At 38.3% G+C, this 13,694-nt stretch carries 12 protein-coding genes; 8 read left to right on the forward strand and 4 right to left on the reverse strand.

The genetic code is table 11. The annotated features are described in order from the left end of the window. The first annotated feature begins 147 nt into the window (after positions 1–147). Genes MOO45_RS01970 through MOO45_RS01990 form a run of 5 tightly spaced genes read left to right on the forward strand, consistent with a single transcriptional unit; the run spans position 148 to position 3,672 of the window. Positions 148–537, forward strand: coding sequence for a PTS sugar transporter subunit IIA (locus MOO45_RS01970; RefSeq protein WP_249514753.1), 390 nt, complete (start codon positions 148–150; stop codon positions 535–537). Between the two features lie 20 nt (positions 538–557). Further along, positions 558–1,031, forward strand: a complete 474-nt coding sequence (locus MOO45_RS01975; RefSeq protein WP_249514754.1) for a PTS sugar transporter subunit IIB — start codon at positions 558–560, stop codon at positions 1,029–1,031. 13 nt (positions 1,032–1,044) lie between these two features. Further along, the gene (locus tag MOO45_RS01980; RefSeq protein WP_249514755.1) at positions 1,045–1,836 is read left to right on the forward strand and encodes a PTS mannose/fructose/sorbose/N-acetylgalactosamine transporter subunit IIC; all 792 of its coding nucleotides are present in this window, start codon (positions 1,045–1,047) and stop codon (positions 1,834–1,836) included. After that, positions 1,826–2,653 carry a PTS system mannose/fructose/sorbose family transporter subunit IID gene (locus MOO45_RS01985; protein WP_249514756.1) on the forward strand — a complete coding sequence of 276 codons (828 nt, stop codon included), beginning with the start codon at positions 1,826–1,828 and terminating at the stop codon, positions 2,651–2,653. The genes MOO45_RS01980 and MOO45_RS01985 overlap by 11 nt, the downstream gene beginning before the upstream one ends. 17 nt (positions 2,654–2,670) lie before the next feature. Next, entirely contained in the window at positions 2,671–3,672 is a 1,002-nt protein-coding gene (locus tag MOO45_RS01990) for an SIS domain-containing protein (protein WP_249514757.1), read from the forward strand. Between the two features lie 65 nt (positions 3,673–3,737). Here the strand turns inward: MOO45_RS01990 and MOO45_RS01995 are convergent, their stop codons facing one another. Next, the gene (locus MOO45_RS01995; RefSeq protein WP_249514758.1) at positions 3,738–4,841 is read right to left on the reverse strand and encodes a M24 family metallopeptidase; all 1,104 of its coding nucleotides are present in this window, start codon (positions 4,839–4,841) and stop codon (positions 3,738–3,740) included. Positions 4,842–4,985: 144 nt separating this feature from the next. On the opposite strand from MOO45_RS01995, the gene ccpA reads away from it, so the two are divergent. Then, positions 4,986–5,993, forward strand: coding sequence for a catabolite control protein A (gene ccpA / locus MOO45_RS02000; RefSeq protein ID WP_249514759.1), 1,008 nt, complete (start codon positions 4,986–4,988; stop codon positions 5,991–5,993). A gap of 120 nt (positions 5,994–6,113) precedes the next feature. Here ccpA and MOO45_RS02005 read toward each other — a convergent pair whose 3' ends face one another. Continuing rightward, positions 6,114–8,927 (reverse strand): transglycosylase domain-containing protein, encoded by a 2,814-nt coding sequence (locus tag MOO45_RS02005; protein ID WP_249514760.1) that lies wholly within the window; start codon positions 8,925–8,927, stop codon positions 6,114–6,116. Between the two features lie 246 nt (positions 8,928–9,173). On the opposite strand from MOO45_RS02005, the gene MOO45_RS02010 reads away from it, so the two are divergent. Then, positions 9,174–10,343 carry an MFS transporter gene (locus tag MOO45_RS02010; protein ID WP_249515127.1) on the forward strand — a complete coding sequence of 390 codons (1,170 nt, stop codon included), beginning with the start codon at positions 9,174–9,176 and terminating at the stop codon, positions 10,341–10,343. 30 nt (positions 10,344–10,373) lie between these two features. On the opposite strand, the gene pepV is transcribed toward MOO45_RS02010, so the two are convergent. Together pepV and MOO45_RS02020 are read right to left on the reverse strand one after the other, a co-directional pair. Further along, complete coding sequence (pepV, locus tag MOO45_RS02015) at positions 10,374–11,780, reverse strand: dipeptidase PepV (RefSeq protein ID WP_249514761.1); 1,407 nt, start codon at positions 11,778–11,780, stop codon at positions 10,374–10,376. Between the two features lie 61 nt (positions 11,781–11,841). Next, positions 11,842–13,272 carry a glycerophosphodiester phosphodiesterase gene (locus MOO45_RS02020; RefSeq protein ID WP_249514762.1) on the reverse strand — a complete coding sequence of 477 codons (1,431 nt, stop codon included), beginning with the start codon at positions 13,270–13,272 and terminating at the stop codon, positions 11,842–11,844. Positions 13,273–13,309: 37 nt separating this feature from the next. On the opposite strand from MOO45_RS02020, the gene MOO45_RS02025 reads away from it, so the two are divergent. Next, on the forward strand, positions 13,310–13,621 hold the full coding sequence (locus MOO45_RS02025) for a hypothetical protein (RefSeq protein ID WP_249514763.1): 312 nt from the start codon (positions 13,310–13,312) through the stop codon (positions 13,619–13,621). Positions 13,622–13,694: the final 73 nt, after the last annotated feature.

Here is a 13,694-nt window from a genome sequence, read left to right on the forward strand (position 1 = left end):
GAGGCCATTTTTGAAAATGGTCTTTTTTTTATTGCCTCTAAAAGAGGTCTGCTCTAAACTGGCAAATGTAAAACGTTTTCGCTATGTAGAAGGAGGTGAAAGAAAAAGGAAATTATTCTAGCTAGTCACTCTACTTTAGCTAAGGGGATGTTCCAAGCGATTTCATTAATTATGGGGTCCCAAAAACATTTACATTATTTAACCGCTTACGTAGATGATCAATTGAATTTTAGTGACCAATTAGCACAAAAAGTCCAACCAATTTTGCAGCAGCAATTAATCTTTGTGTCGGACGTGGTTGGCGGTTCAGTTAATAATGAATTAATGACTTTTACTCAAGGACGCTCTAATTGTCTGCTGATTTCTGGCATGAATTTACCCTTTTTATTGGAATTAGTTAATTATGTGAACACCACGAATTGTCAAACAGTTGCGCAAAGCGTGACCAACGTGCAGAAATTGATCAAATTGGGACAGCAGGGTTTGCAATTAGTTCAATTGGATTCTACTGCCACACCAGCTGAGGAAGATTTTTAAAAATAAAGGAGGACCAAAAAATGATTGTTATGACTAGAATTGATTATCGCCTGATTCATGGACAAGTGGCCTTTACTTGGACGAATAATTTGTCCGCAAATGCCTTACTGATTGCTAATGACAGTGTAGCTCAAGATAATTTTCGCAAAAAAACACTGCAATTGGCGAAACCAGATAGTGCCAAATTAATTTTTAAATCGATTGCAGATTCTGCCAAGGCTATTGCTAGCGGTGTAACGGACAAGTATCGTGTCTTTATTATTGTAGAAAATATTGGTGATGCTTACCGTTTAGCTAAATTAGTTCCACAAATTAAAGTAATTGACCTCGGTCTGGCTAATAAGAAAGCTGGTGCTCAAAATATTGCTAAGTCGGTTTATGTGACACCTGAAGAAACAGCACAATTGCAAGAATTAGAGCAACGAGGAATTCAAGTTTTGGTAAAACAAGCACCGACAGATCCTGATACAACATTTTCATCATTAATTAAATAAGAAGGGCAAAATTATGGTCTTACAAGTAATAGGCGTCTTTTTGGTGGCGTTGGTTGCGAACATGCAGGATTTTTTTGGTTCGTCGTTTATTGGTCGTCCGATTGTGACGGGATTATTGATTGGGATGGTCTTCGGTGATGTGAAACAAGGATTGATGATTGGCGCTACCTTGGAATTGGCCTTTTTGGGGCTAATGGGAGTTGGTGCAACGGTACCTCCTGACGAAATTATCGGTGGAATTTTGGCCACTGCGTTAGCTTTGAAAAATGGTTATGGTGTTAGTGTGGCTTTAACACTGGTTTTGCCGATTGCGACTTTAGGTTTATTAGTTAAGAATTTATTATATGTGGTTATTTTTCCGGCAATGGCTCATCAAGCGGATCGTTTAGCGGACGCGGGACAAATTACGCAGGCTGCTAATATGCACATTTGGGCATCTTTCACGCGAATTATTTTGATGACTTTGGTGACAACAGCTTCTTTTGCGTTGGGGAGCGGCTTAGTAAGTCAATTTGTCAAAATTATTCCCAAGGCCTTGATTGATGGCATTACGATTACCACAGAAGTTTTGCCAGCAGTAGGCTTTGCAATGCTATTGAATATGACTTTTTCCAAAAAGGTAGCACCATTTTTCTTTATAGGTTTTGTTTGTGCCGCCTACTTGAAATTAGATATGATTGCTGCTTCCATTATTGGCGCTATTTTTGCAGGTATCATGTACTTAATTATGACAGAAATTCATCAAAATCAGTCTACATCAACCACAAAACAGTCTACGACGGAGGTACAAGAAGATGACTTCTAAGTCTCAAGTATCCAAAAAATTAACGAAAAAGGATTTACGCGGTGTTTTTTGGCGCAGTATGCCCATGGAAGCTTCATTTAATTATGAACGAATGATGAGTTTAGGTTTTGCTTATACGATGAAAGGCATCGTTACCAAATTATATGACAAAAAAGCAGACCAAATAGCCGCTTTGAAACGACATCTGGAATTTTTTAATTGTACTTCGGCAACGTCCCCGTTTATTGCGGGAGTATTGGCTTCCATGGAAGAGAAAAATGCAGCTGATGATGATTTTGATCCCAGTGCGATTAACTCTATGAAAACAGGTTTGATGGGTCCTTTGTCAGGAATTGGTGATTCTGTGTTTTGGGGTAGTTTGCGGATCATTGCAAGTGGCATCGGAGTTTCTTTGGCTCAAAAAGGCAGTATTTTAGGACCGATCTTGTTTATTTTAATTTATAACATCCCCAATTTGTTGGTTCGTTATTATGGAACGATGTGGGGCTATCAATTAGGCAGTGCCTTTGTTGATAAGATGGCTGATGGCTTAATGAACACAATTACGTATGCCATTAATATTTTGGGCAACACGGTCATTGGCGCGATGGTTGCTTCGATGGTGGTGATTAAGCTCCCAGTCAAAATTAGTGGTGGCAAAAATCCTGAAACAATTCAGACTTTATTAAATTCAATTATGCCCGATTTATTGCCGTTAGCGGTCACTTTTTTCATTGCTTGGTTGCTGAAAAAGAAGCATGTCAAAATGATTTGGATTTTACTCAGTATTTTAGTAATTAGTGTTGTTGGGGCGTTTTTAGGAATCTTGAAGCCTTAGAAGGGAAAGTAAATTTTATGTATTTTAATCAAGAAATTTTTTCGAAAAATTATCAGGCCTCAGTAAATGAGTTAGACCATGTTACAGAAATCGTGGATTCGCTCAAGGGTCGTCAATACCAGAAAATCTTTTTTGTGGGCTGTGGCGGCACATTTACGAAATTTGTGAATTTAAAAGCGTTAATGTTTGCCAAATTAAAGGTACCATTCATGATTGTAACTCCGGCCGAACTGTTAGAAACTTATCAATCGCAAGTTACAGCGCGGACATTAGTTGTGGTAGGAACTAAAACGGGCGAAACAAGTGAAATTTTGCATTTAGTCGAAGTTTTAAAGCAAAAAATACCGAATTGCAGTTTGATAGCCTTTATTGGTGACGATCATAGTACTTTAGAGCAAAGTCAATTAATTGATGCACGGATTCATTCGATTGATACGGATGCTAATTTACTGGCGGTTGGTTGGTTTTTGTTAAATCTAGCTGGAAGCGATGCTGCGCAATTAGTCCGTCAAAAACAGCAAATTATTGGTGCCAAAGCGCCGATTATTGCAGGCATTAAACAATTATTGCCATACTCGTTGAAGCAGGTTAACCAAACCGATTTGTCAGCAATGCAAATGTGGGTTGGTTCTGGCAATTTATGGGGGGAAGTTTGTTGTTTCACCAATTATATGTTAGAAGAAATTCAACGCATTAAAGCGCAGGCGATCAATGCTGGCGAATTTTTTCATGGTCCCTTTGAAATTGTTGATCAGAATCAAAATGTTAATGTCGTGATTAATAGTGGTGCTAACCGGCAAGAGGATTTACGGGTCTTAAATTTTGTGAAAAATTTGGTTGCAGAGCCATTAGTAATCGACTTACAAAATTTTGCACTTCAGGATTTGGATCCTGATATCCGAGCTTTCGTCGAACCATATGCGTTAAATCATTACTTTGACACTTTGTATAATATGTATTCTGTGAAAACTGGTCGGACAGCCCAAACACGACGCTACTATCGTTTATTAGATTATTAAAGTTGCATTTTTAATAAAAAACTCTCAACATTTTATCGTTGAGAGTTTTTGTCTGCAAAAGATGCTTATTTAACAGGAATCATTTGTAGATCTTTGGAGGTATGTGTGAAAGCTTCACAACCAGTTTCCGTCAAATAGACACAATCTTCAATACGGACACCTGCGACGCCTGGAATATAAATTCCCGGTTCGATGGAGAAGCACATGCCAGGCTTTAAAATCATTTGATTGCCTTCCATAATGGATGGAAATTCATGTGTCGAAGTACCGATACCATGTCCTAAACGATGAATAAAGTATTCGCCAAAACCGGCATCTGTAATAATTTGGCGAGCAATATTGTCCAAACTTTCGGCAGTAATACCCGGTTTGGCAGCGTCCATAGCCGCTAATTGCGCTTGTAAGCAAACGTCATAAATTTCTTTTTCCTTAGCTGACGGAGTCCCGAAAGCCACTGTCCGACTTGCGTCACTCATGTAGCCTTGATTGTTAGTTCCGAGGTCAAATAAAGCGAGCGTATTGGCCTTAATAGCGCGTTTTTCGGGTACACCGTGCGGATTAGCAGCATTGTTACCAGATTGAACAATCGTATCAAAACTAGTGTGCATTACGCCTTGTTTCATCAAACCATATTCGATTTCGGCAACAACTTGCTGTTCAGTACGTTGGGTACAGAGAGCTTCAAAACCTAATTTAAAGGCATAATCAGCTTGTTTGCCGGCTTCTTTCATCAGTTCAATTTCGTCAGGAGTTTTGATGAGTTTTAATTGATCCAAAAATTCAGAGGCATTGCCCGGAAATTGAGCATCCGGAAATTGCATTTTGATTTGTTCATAACGAAAATAAGATAGATCGGCCTTTTCAATCGCCCAATTTTGTGCTCTATGTGTTCGTTCCTTAATATGATCAGCAATTAGTGCAAAGGGATCTTGATGATCTAAGTAACCGAACACATCATAGTTCCAGCCTGCTTTTTTAGCAGCTTCTACTTCTAGTTGTGGTGTAAACAAGAACGGCTCTGCTTCGGCAAAGACAAAGAGCGCCAGTACCCGTTCTTCGGGATCACTGTGAAAACCTGTGAAATACAAGATATCCGTGGGATTACTGATATAAGTCACATCGTAACCTTGATCAGCAGTCCACTTTTGTAAACTCTGTAAATGATTCATTGTTATCCTCCTAATTTATGTTAAACAAATTATAGCACTTTTCATGAAAATGAGGTTTTCAGATATAAGCGCTTGCAAATTGAACGATTTTTTGCTAAATTGAGTATGAAAACTAATGAAAAAACTTGAAAATGAGGTATCAAAATGGATAAACCAGAGAAAGAAATTACAATTACTGATGTTGCGCGGCAGGCTGGCGTATCCATGGCAACGGTATCACGGGTTGTGAATGGCAATAACAATGTCAAAGAGACTACCCGCAAGAAAGTTATGGCTGTCGTTGATAAATTGCATTATCGGCCTAATGCTGTGGCTCGTGGTTTAGCTAGCAAAAAGAGTACAACGATTGGTGTTATTATTCCCAGCATGACTGACTTATTGTATGCTAATTTGGCTAAGGGGATTGATGATGTTGCTTCAATGTACAAATATAATATTATTTTGACCAGCAATAATAAAGGCATCATTAGTGAGCAGCAAATGTTCAGTGATTTATTAGCAAAGCAAGTTGATGGCATTATTTATATGGGAGAAAAAGTTTCTGCTGATTTGTATAAGGAAATTAATAATTCACGGGTACCCGTAGTCTTTGCTGGTGCAATCGATGATAGCGGTAAAATTCCTAGTGTCAATATTGATTATAAGACGGCTGTGCGTGATGTGGTGCAACTGTTGATTAATAATGGCAATCGGCAAGTGGCGTTGGTTGCAGATGATTTGAGTAATTCAATCAATGGCAAGTACCGGTTGACCGGTTATCGTGAGGCTTTGGAGCAAGCAGGTTTGACATATTCATCTAATAATGTGTTTGAAACCATGTACAATTTGCAAGCCGGCGCAGCAGTTTGGGATGTTATTCATGAAAGTGGCGCAACGGCTGTGTATGTGGCTAACGATCTCTTAGCCGCGGGGATTTTGAACGCAGCAACGGCTTCTGGTGTGAAAATTCCGGAAGATTTTGAAGTTATTACCAGTAACAATACTATTTTGTGTGAAGTAACGGCGCCTAGGATGACATCTATTGCGTTGCCCTTATATGATATTGGTGCTGTTGCAATGCGGATGTTGACGAAATTGATGAACAATGAAGAAGTTGAAAATATTGATATTAAATTACCATATAGCTTGATTAAACGAGGAACAACAAAGTAAATTAGTTACTTAGATGAACCGAATTCTGCGGAATTCGGTTTTTTTGATGTCATAAAATGTACACAATAAAACAGCCATACAATGAAATTATTCATTATATGGCTGTCCATTTTGAAAAATTTAATTGCTAGCGTCGCTTAATGAATCGCTAACTTTCGAAGAATTGCTGTCTTCTGCTGGTGGCGTAGTCGTTGCCGGAGTTGCTGGAGATTCAGTAGTCTCATTGGCGGGCAGAGACGGCTCAGAATTATCAGTGCCAGTTCCGCCGGTTCCACTGACCATAGAATTAGTAAATGAATTCTCACTTTCACTATTAGATAGACTGCTATTATTACTTGATTCAGGAACATAATTACCAATGATGGAATCAGGTAAGCCATTGGTATGCCGTTTGCTAGGTGATTTAGCCTTTTTTTCGTCCAAATATTGAGTAATTCCATAGCCATTATCGGCGCCGAAGTAATTATTCCAGAAGAGGCGATAATTTTTATCTTTACCACCAATGCCAAAATGTTTCGAAAGTGGTTTGGCATGGGTCTTAAAGAAGAGGCTTGTAGTTGTCGGAGTATTGATTTGGCTTTGATAACCTTCATAATTAATGCTGCCGGGTAAGGTTCCAGTTCGACGCAAAACTTTTTCGGCATTAACAGTATCAGGACGTTTCATTGTAGTGTGTTCCTTAAGTAACTCGGGTTTAGTTTGATAGACACTATTCATTAAGTTAGCCCATGTTGTCTGATTAGTCTCGGTAGAATCAGGATCTAAGTCATAATTGTGCCTGTACAAATTATCATAACCCATCCATGTAGCCATCGTTACGCCTGCAGTACTACCAACAAACCAGTTGTCTCTAAAGTCGTTGGAAGTTCCGGTTTTACCAAAGGCGTTCTTATAATCAAAGTCTAATTGATAAGTTAATGAAGAAGCTGTTCCTTGTTCAATAACGCCATGCATCATCTGTTGCATGATATATGAGGTTCCTGGCTGGAAGACGCGCTGTTTTTTGGTGTGATGCTGATAAATAACATGATTATTAACATCTGTAATCTTGGCAATATAGTACGGATTAACGTGAACACCTTGATTAGCAAAGGTTGAAAAGGCACTGGCTTCCTGAAGAACGCTGAAACCGTTGCGAGTTCCCCCTAAAGAAATTCCTAATTCACGGTATTCTTTGTTACTGAGTTTCAAGCCCATTTTATCCATATATTTGCGTGGATTAACTTTTTTAAGGACTTGATCATATAGATGCACGGCTGGAATATTTAAAGATTGCTCTAAAGCTTTATCCGCGGGAACGAATTTATTCCCAACAGTATCGTCAAAATCGGTCGGCTTATACTTGCCAAATTTAGCCTTGAAATCGGCTAACATCGTTTTGCTACCAATAATGCCTCGTTCAACTGCTGGTGCATAAACAAGCATTGGTTTAATTGACGAACCTGGTGAACGCAAGGTATCAAAAGCATGGTTCAATTGATTTTGCTTAAAGTCTTGTCCACCGACAAAGCCCAAGACAGCACCGGTTTTGTTGTCTAATAATACACTACCGTTTTGAACCGGTTCCGTGACTTTGACCGTAGCGCCAGTATTAGGATCTTGGGTAGTAGTATGGTGCGTGGTCCCTAATAAATCAGCATTTTTGGCGAAAGCAGTTTGCATATTATCGTAAAGATTTTTATCAATCGTTGAATGGATTTGATAATCATGTTCACTCATCATCCGGTTCGCTTTTTGGGAGAAAACTTGATATAGGTCTTTATTGTGCTGAACTTCGGAATACTTAATGTTATTCTCACGTGCTAATTGATGCATCAATTTGGTACGCAATTTAGCAGTTAACATGTTATAGAGATAACCATATTTAATATGCGCTTTAGGTGCCGGTGCTTGGTTTTTAAATTGAGAACGCAAATCAACTTTTTTAGCCGCTAAATATTGTTTTTTAGAAATATCGCCGTGACGATACATTCTAAATAGAACGGTATTTTTACGTTCTAAACCTAATTTGAGATTACTCTTTAAATTACCATGTTGGTCAAACGGTGTGTAAACAGACGGACTTTGCGGCAAGCCAGCGATAAAAGCAGCTTGTGCCAAAGTTAAATCTTTTGCATTCGTATTAAAAATACCTTGCGCAGCTGCCTGAACACCAGCAATATTTTGACCTTGGTTGTTCAATCCTAGTGGAACTACATTTAAATAAGATTCTAAAATTTGATCCTTAGAAAAATGTTTTTCCAAACGCGTAGCCAACAAAATTTCGGTAGCTTTACGTTTCCAAGTCGTTTCCGATGATAAAATCTGCATTTTAACTAATTGTTGAGTTAAAGTAGAACCACCAGTTTGGGTACCGTAGCCGGTAATTTCGGAGATAATAGCCCGAATCACCGATTTGGGGACCACCCCGTGATGTTCGTAAAAGTTTTCATCTTCAGTGGCCACAATCGCCTTTTTCATATAAGGCGAGATTTGGTCAAAATTAACGCGTATCCGTTTGGTATCCGAAAGAACACGATCCATAGGGACATTATTGTCAAAGTATAATGTTGTAGATTGATCTGTTTTTTCGATTTGATTTTTTAAACTTGTATAAGTGGGAATGGGTTCCTTACTGATTAAAGTAACCAAATAGCCGCTACCGATACCGGCACCTAAGCCAATAATAAGTAAAAAAGTTACAAAACCAATCAGAACAAGTTTACGAATAATACTGACGAATAATGTTAACTTGCCTCCAACTGTTCGGGGAAGATCTTGTGGGTTGACGACATATTTTGCAGATGGATCCTGAACCGGCGTATTAGTCGCTTGCGGTACAGGTTGGGAACGAAAGTGGTTTTGGAAATGGACACCCACAGGCTGATCGTCCGTTAGAAAATGTTGACGAATGTGATTAAAGAGGCGATCCCACCATGAATTTTGATTTCTCACAAAAAAACCTACCTTTTATTTTTGATTCATTACTCAATAAAATTTTGATGATAAAGCCAACACTCTATCTATTTTAACTATTATACAACAAGATAAACGCTCTGGTGAGACTCCATTGAAATTAGAACTGTGTAAAAAGTTACGATATGTTATGATTAATCTCAATAAATGGATTAATTACTTTTGCTTGATAATTGTGTTTAGGTTATAGTCAATTATTGGGCTTTTTATATAGGAGCAATTATGATGGATAAAACAACCAAACGGGCTATATATATTCTTATTATCGGGAACTTTTTAGTATGCTTAGGTATTAGTTTAGTCATTCCTGTTGAACCATATATCAAAAAATCTTATGGTCTTTCAACGACAGATATCGGGATTATGACAGCTTTGAATGCGTTTACACAATTTATTATTTCTCCCATTATGGGACGAGTTTCCGATCGTATTGGTCGAAAGAAAATTATTGCTTGGGGCATGTTAATGTATGTTATAGCCGAGGCAATCTTTGCTTTGTCTAATCATTTTTGGTTATTTAATATTTCACGGGTGATTGGTGGTTTTTCATCAGCGATGTGTTTACCAGCTTCGATGGCGATGGCTTCAGATATGACTAGTGACCAGGAACGTGCAAAAGTGATTGGCTGGTTATCGGCAGCTTTTAGTGGTGGTTTAATTTTGGGCCCGGGTTTGGGTGGTTTATTAGCCCATATCACTTACAAAACACCATTCTGGGCGGCAGCTCTGTTAGGCTTAGTTAGTTTTGTTTTTACGATTCTGTTTTTACCTAACGAAACGACTGAACAGACAGTGAAAGTTCCTAAAATGCGTATCAAAGAATTTTTAACGCCTGTGCTAACAGTTTTATTTGCAATGATTTTCATTTCATCTTTTGGACTTCAGGGTTTTGAAAGCATTTATAGCATTTACGTGAATCAGGTGTTTAATTTTGGAATGGGCTTGATTGCGTTAGTTCTAACATTGAACGGCTTAATTTCCTTATTCTTTCAGGTGGTTTTATTTGACTGGCTAACGCAATTTTTTGGTGAGCTCAAACTCATTGCAATTTGCTTCTTGAGCGGTTCATTGGCGACTTTGTGGATTACGCAAACGCATCAGACTGTGTCAGTAATCGTGGCTACGTTAATTGTCTTTACGGCTTTTGACTTGTTGAGACCGTCAATTACTACTTTACTTACTAAAACTAGTCATGCTAATCAGGGCTTAATTAATGGTTTGAATACGTCTTTGACCAGTGTTGGTAATGTGATCGGTCCGATTATTGCGGGTTATTTAATGGATCAAAATCCCAATAGTCCCTATTTGTTGGTAGTGGTGATCTTATTTGTTTCCTTCTTAATTACGATTTTAGTGCATTTTGTAATGTTTAAAAGTCAACATGCAGCCAAATGAAAAAGCTTGCTGGTTACGGCAAGCTTTTCTTTACTTGTTTTTAGTTAAGCGCCATAAGGCATCGGCATAAATTGCAGTTGCTTGCAGTAAATTGTCAATTGTAATGTATTCGTTAGCTTGGTGCATCACATTAGGTCCGTCTGGCATTAACGCACCAAAGGCCACTCCACGATTTAATAGTCGGCCGTAAGTACCTCCGCCGACAGTCATGGGTTGACTGGTTAAGTCGTTAGTTTGGGTTCGATATGCTTTTAATAATTCACTCACTAGTGGATCTGAATCACTAACGTAGTGGGGTTCTTGGGCATGTTCTGCAGCAGTCACATTTCCGTTAATAGGTAAAGATTGTTGGTATTGTTCCTGTAATTCGCCGGCAGTGTGCCCTTTAGGGTAGCGTACGTTAATAACGATGTTGCCACTGTTTGTTTGATCATACTGAAAAATATCAGGACTCTGGCTCAAAGCTCCCATTGTTTCATCTTGATAAGCTAAACCTAATTTGGTTCCAGTAAAGTCTAAATGTAATTTTGTTTGAATAAATTGCAGATAAGCCTGAGCTTGATCATCGAAGCGTTGGTCAGCTAAGAAATCAGCCAAAAAGGTAGCAGCGTTATAGCCATTTTCAGGTTCCATCGCATGACACCCTTGACCAACTAGCGTTAAAGTGACTGCTTGATCTTGAATTAGTGCGTTTCCTTGAATTTGAGGATGTTGTTTTAAATAGTAGTTGTAGTGATTGACCAATTCAGAACTATCCAGAGTTTGAACGACACAAGTTGCACTTTGAGGTACCATATTGGGACGTAAACCAGCCTGAAAACTCATTAAGACTTGGTCGCCAGTAGTTGCAGCGATAGGAAATTGTAATTGATAAGAAACGATGCCTTTTTCACCGTTAATTACTGGGAATTCGCCATCTGGTGAGAAGCCTAAATCAGGTAGAGGTTCCACTTCTAAATAATGGTTGATGCCTCGCCATTGATTTTCTTCGTCAGTTCCAAAAATTAAGCGAATAGTTTTGCTGGGCTTGATATTCTGATCTTTCAAAATTCTTAAGGCATAATAGGCAGCTAGAGATGGACCCTTGTCATCTAAAGCTCCGCGCCCAAATAATTGACCATCAACATTTGTGAGCAAGAAAGGATCGCTGTTCCAACCTTCGCCCGCGGGCACAGTATCCATATGACCGAAAATCCCCAAAATTTCGTCACCAGTTCCATATTGAATGTGACCGCCTAACTGATCGACATTCTTAGTTATAAAGCCATCACGCTCACCAAAAGCTAGCATCTGTTGTAAAGCATGAGCTGGACCAGGACCTAAGGGGAATTCTGTAGTTTCTTGTTTGGGATCATTAGCGCTATTAATAGCAACTAAAGTAGTCAAATCTTGAATCATTTGCGCTTGATAATTATGAGCTAATTTTTTCCAATTCATTAGATTTTTCCTCCAATTATTGTTTGCTTAATTTAATATATCAGACTCTGAGGTATTTGTTTTACCAGGCTGCGTTATTTTTAAGCTGATTTAAATTACTGGCAATGCCACAGGTGTAAGTGATAGCCGGTAGCTGACTGACGTTGGTTTGGATTTGTAAACGGACAGGACTCGGTTTTAACGTAATTTGTTCGTTGATATCTACCAAATGATCAGCTTTTTTGTCGGTGTTGGCGGCGTAGTTATTATATTGTTCAAAATTATCATAATAATGGGCGCTACTATGACTAACCAAGAGATTTTGAAGTTGAATCCATCCACGGTAATTAATTTGAGCCCAATTTTGACCATTGACATTTTGCAAGGCTGTGATCCAATATACTTGATTAGGAACTAAGCTTCCTTGTTGACTAGCAAAATTATTAGGATCTAGGCGGAGGTTACGATTTGTTGGACCATTTTTAACGACCACTTGTTGATTTAAAAAGGGCGCTAGATTGGGTGTAAATAAACTTTGGACTAGACCATTAGCCGCTATGAATCGGTTGGTATCAATCTGAAAATAGGTTTGGTCTTCCCAGTCGATTTCTTTTTGAATGTGCACGGTGCTATTGGGCTCTAACTGTCCTCTTTGTGGAGAATTAGGATATGGATTTTCCCAAATTGGTTGTGATTGATTATTCAGCAAGGTAGCCATAAAATTCGTGTTAGATTGATTGGTGTTTTTTTTGAGTTGTTGATAATAGACTGCACGCTCTGGGAAGTTGGTTACAATGCCATCAATTGGTAAGTTGATTAACCAATTCCACTGTTTAGGGTTTTCAGTCATTTCATCCCAAACAAAAACTTTTTGACCAATTGCATGTAATTGGTCAATTAAACGTGGTGTTAGCAATGCAGAAGAAACATTGACTGCATTGCTAGTTTGAAAGACTTCGAAGGTTAATCGCTTCAAGCTGCCAGCAATAAAGATACGAGGAATTTGTGGTGCTAAAGCTTTCATATTTTCTAGACTATCTAGGGAAAAGGAATGGACCATCACGCGTGATTGCATATAGTACTTGTTAATAGCAGCGACCAGTAAAGCTTCCATGTTCTTAGGATTATTGTGTTTAGTCTTTTTAGTTTCAATCAAAAATTTGGTGTTCGGTTGATTTTGATATTGAGCAAATAGTTGATCAATCGTATAGATATTTTCACCGTTACTCTGCTTTAATTGAGTTAATTGACTGGCCGAATGTTGTGAGACAATCCAATTTTGACCAGTCACGCGGTCTAGATTACGATCATGTGAGATAATAAGCTGATTATCATTAGATTCGTGGATATCTAATTCCACCCATTGAGCACCGTCATCAAAGGCAGAATTAATGCTAGCAAAGGTTTCTTCAGGGACTTTCATCGGATTGCCTCGATGACCAATTACGGTAAAGCCACTATTAAATAATAAAATGATGCTGATTAAAGCTGTTAATGCAGATTTTTTGAACACAAATATAACCTCATATAGGATAGGAGTAAAATTTAAATTGGATAAATATCAAACTTTAGATTTAATTGAACAAATTACTCGCAACGATGGGAGTAAATATTATGAAATTTCTAATATGTTTATGAACGGTCGAGCCGAGTTAGCTGCTCAACGGGGAATGATTCAGGAAGTTCGCATTTTAGAGTTGAATATTCCTCACTCCACAGCTGTTCAGACTTATGAAGACTATGTCAATCAAACCTATACTTTTCCAGATGAAGATTTTGATCATTGGGACGAGTGGGACAAACCTGCTGGCAAAATTCAAACAGCATATGAACAAATTTTGCGAGCAAACAATGTCAATTAGTTTTTTGATATTATTAGTATCATAAATCATTTCCAAAAAACATTTAAGTGATTTAGTAGAATTTTTAGAAAAG

The organism is Bombilactobacillus folatiphilus (assembly GCF_023380265.1).
Lineage (GTDB): Bacteria > Bacillota > Bacilli > Lactobacillales > Lactobacillaceae > Bombilactobacillus > Bombilactobacillus folatiphilus.

Bases quoted from the DNA above. Each gene is read 5' to 3' on its own strand.
- MOO45_RS01970 (WP_249514753.1), top strand. From the start codon at position 148: ATGTTCCAAGCGATTTCATTAATTATGGGGTCCCAAAAACATTTACAT.
- ccpA (WP_249514759.1), top strand. From the start codon at position 4,986: ATGGATAAACCAGAGAAAGAAATTACAATTACTGATGTTGCGCGGCAG.
- pepV (WP_249514761.1), bottom strand. From the start codon at position 11,780: ATGAATTGGAAAAAATTAGCTCATAATTATCAAGCGCAAATGATTCAA.
- MOO45_RS02010 (WP_249515127.1), top strand. From the start codon at position 9,174: ATGGATAAAACAACCAAACGGGCTATATATATTCTTATTATCGGGAAC.
- MOO45_RS01985 (WP_249514756.1), top strand. From the start codon at position 1,826: ATGACTTCTAAGTCTCAAGTATCCAAAAAATTAACGAAAAAGGATTTA.
- MOO45_RS01990 (WP_249514757.1), top strand. From the start codon at position 2,671: ATGTATTTTAATCAAGAAATTTTTTCGAAAAATTATCAGGCCTCAGTA.
- MOO45_RS01980 (WP_249514755.1), top strand. From the start codon at position 1,045: ATGGTCTTACAAGTAATAGGCGTCTTTTTGGTGGCGTTGGTTGCGAAC.
- MOO45_RS01995 (WP_249514758.1), bottom strand. From the start codon at position 4,841: ATGAATCATTTACAGAGTTTACAAAAGTGGACTGCTGATCAAGGTTAC.
- MOO45_RS01975 (WP_249514754.1), top strand. From the start codon at position 558: ATGATTGTTATGACTAGAATTGATTATCGCCTGATTCATGGACAAGTG.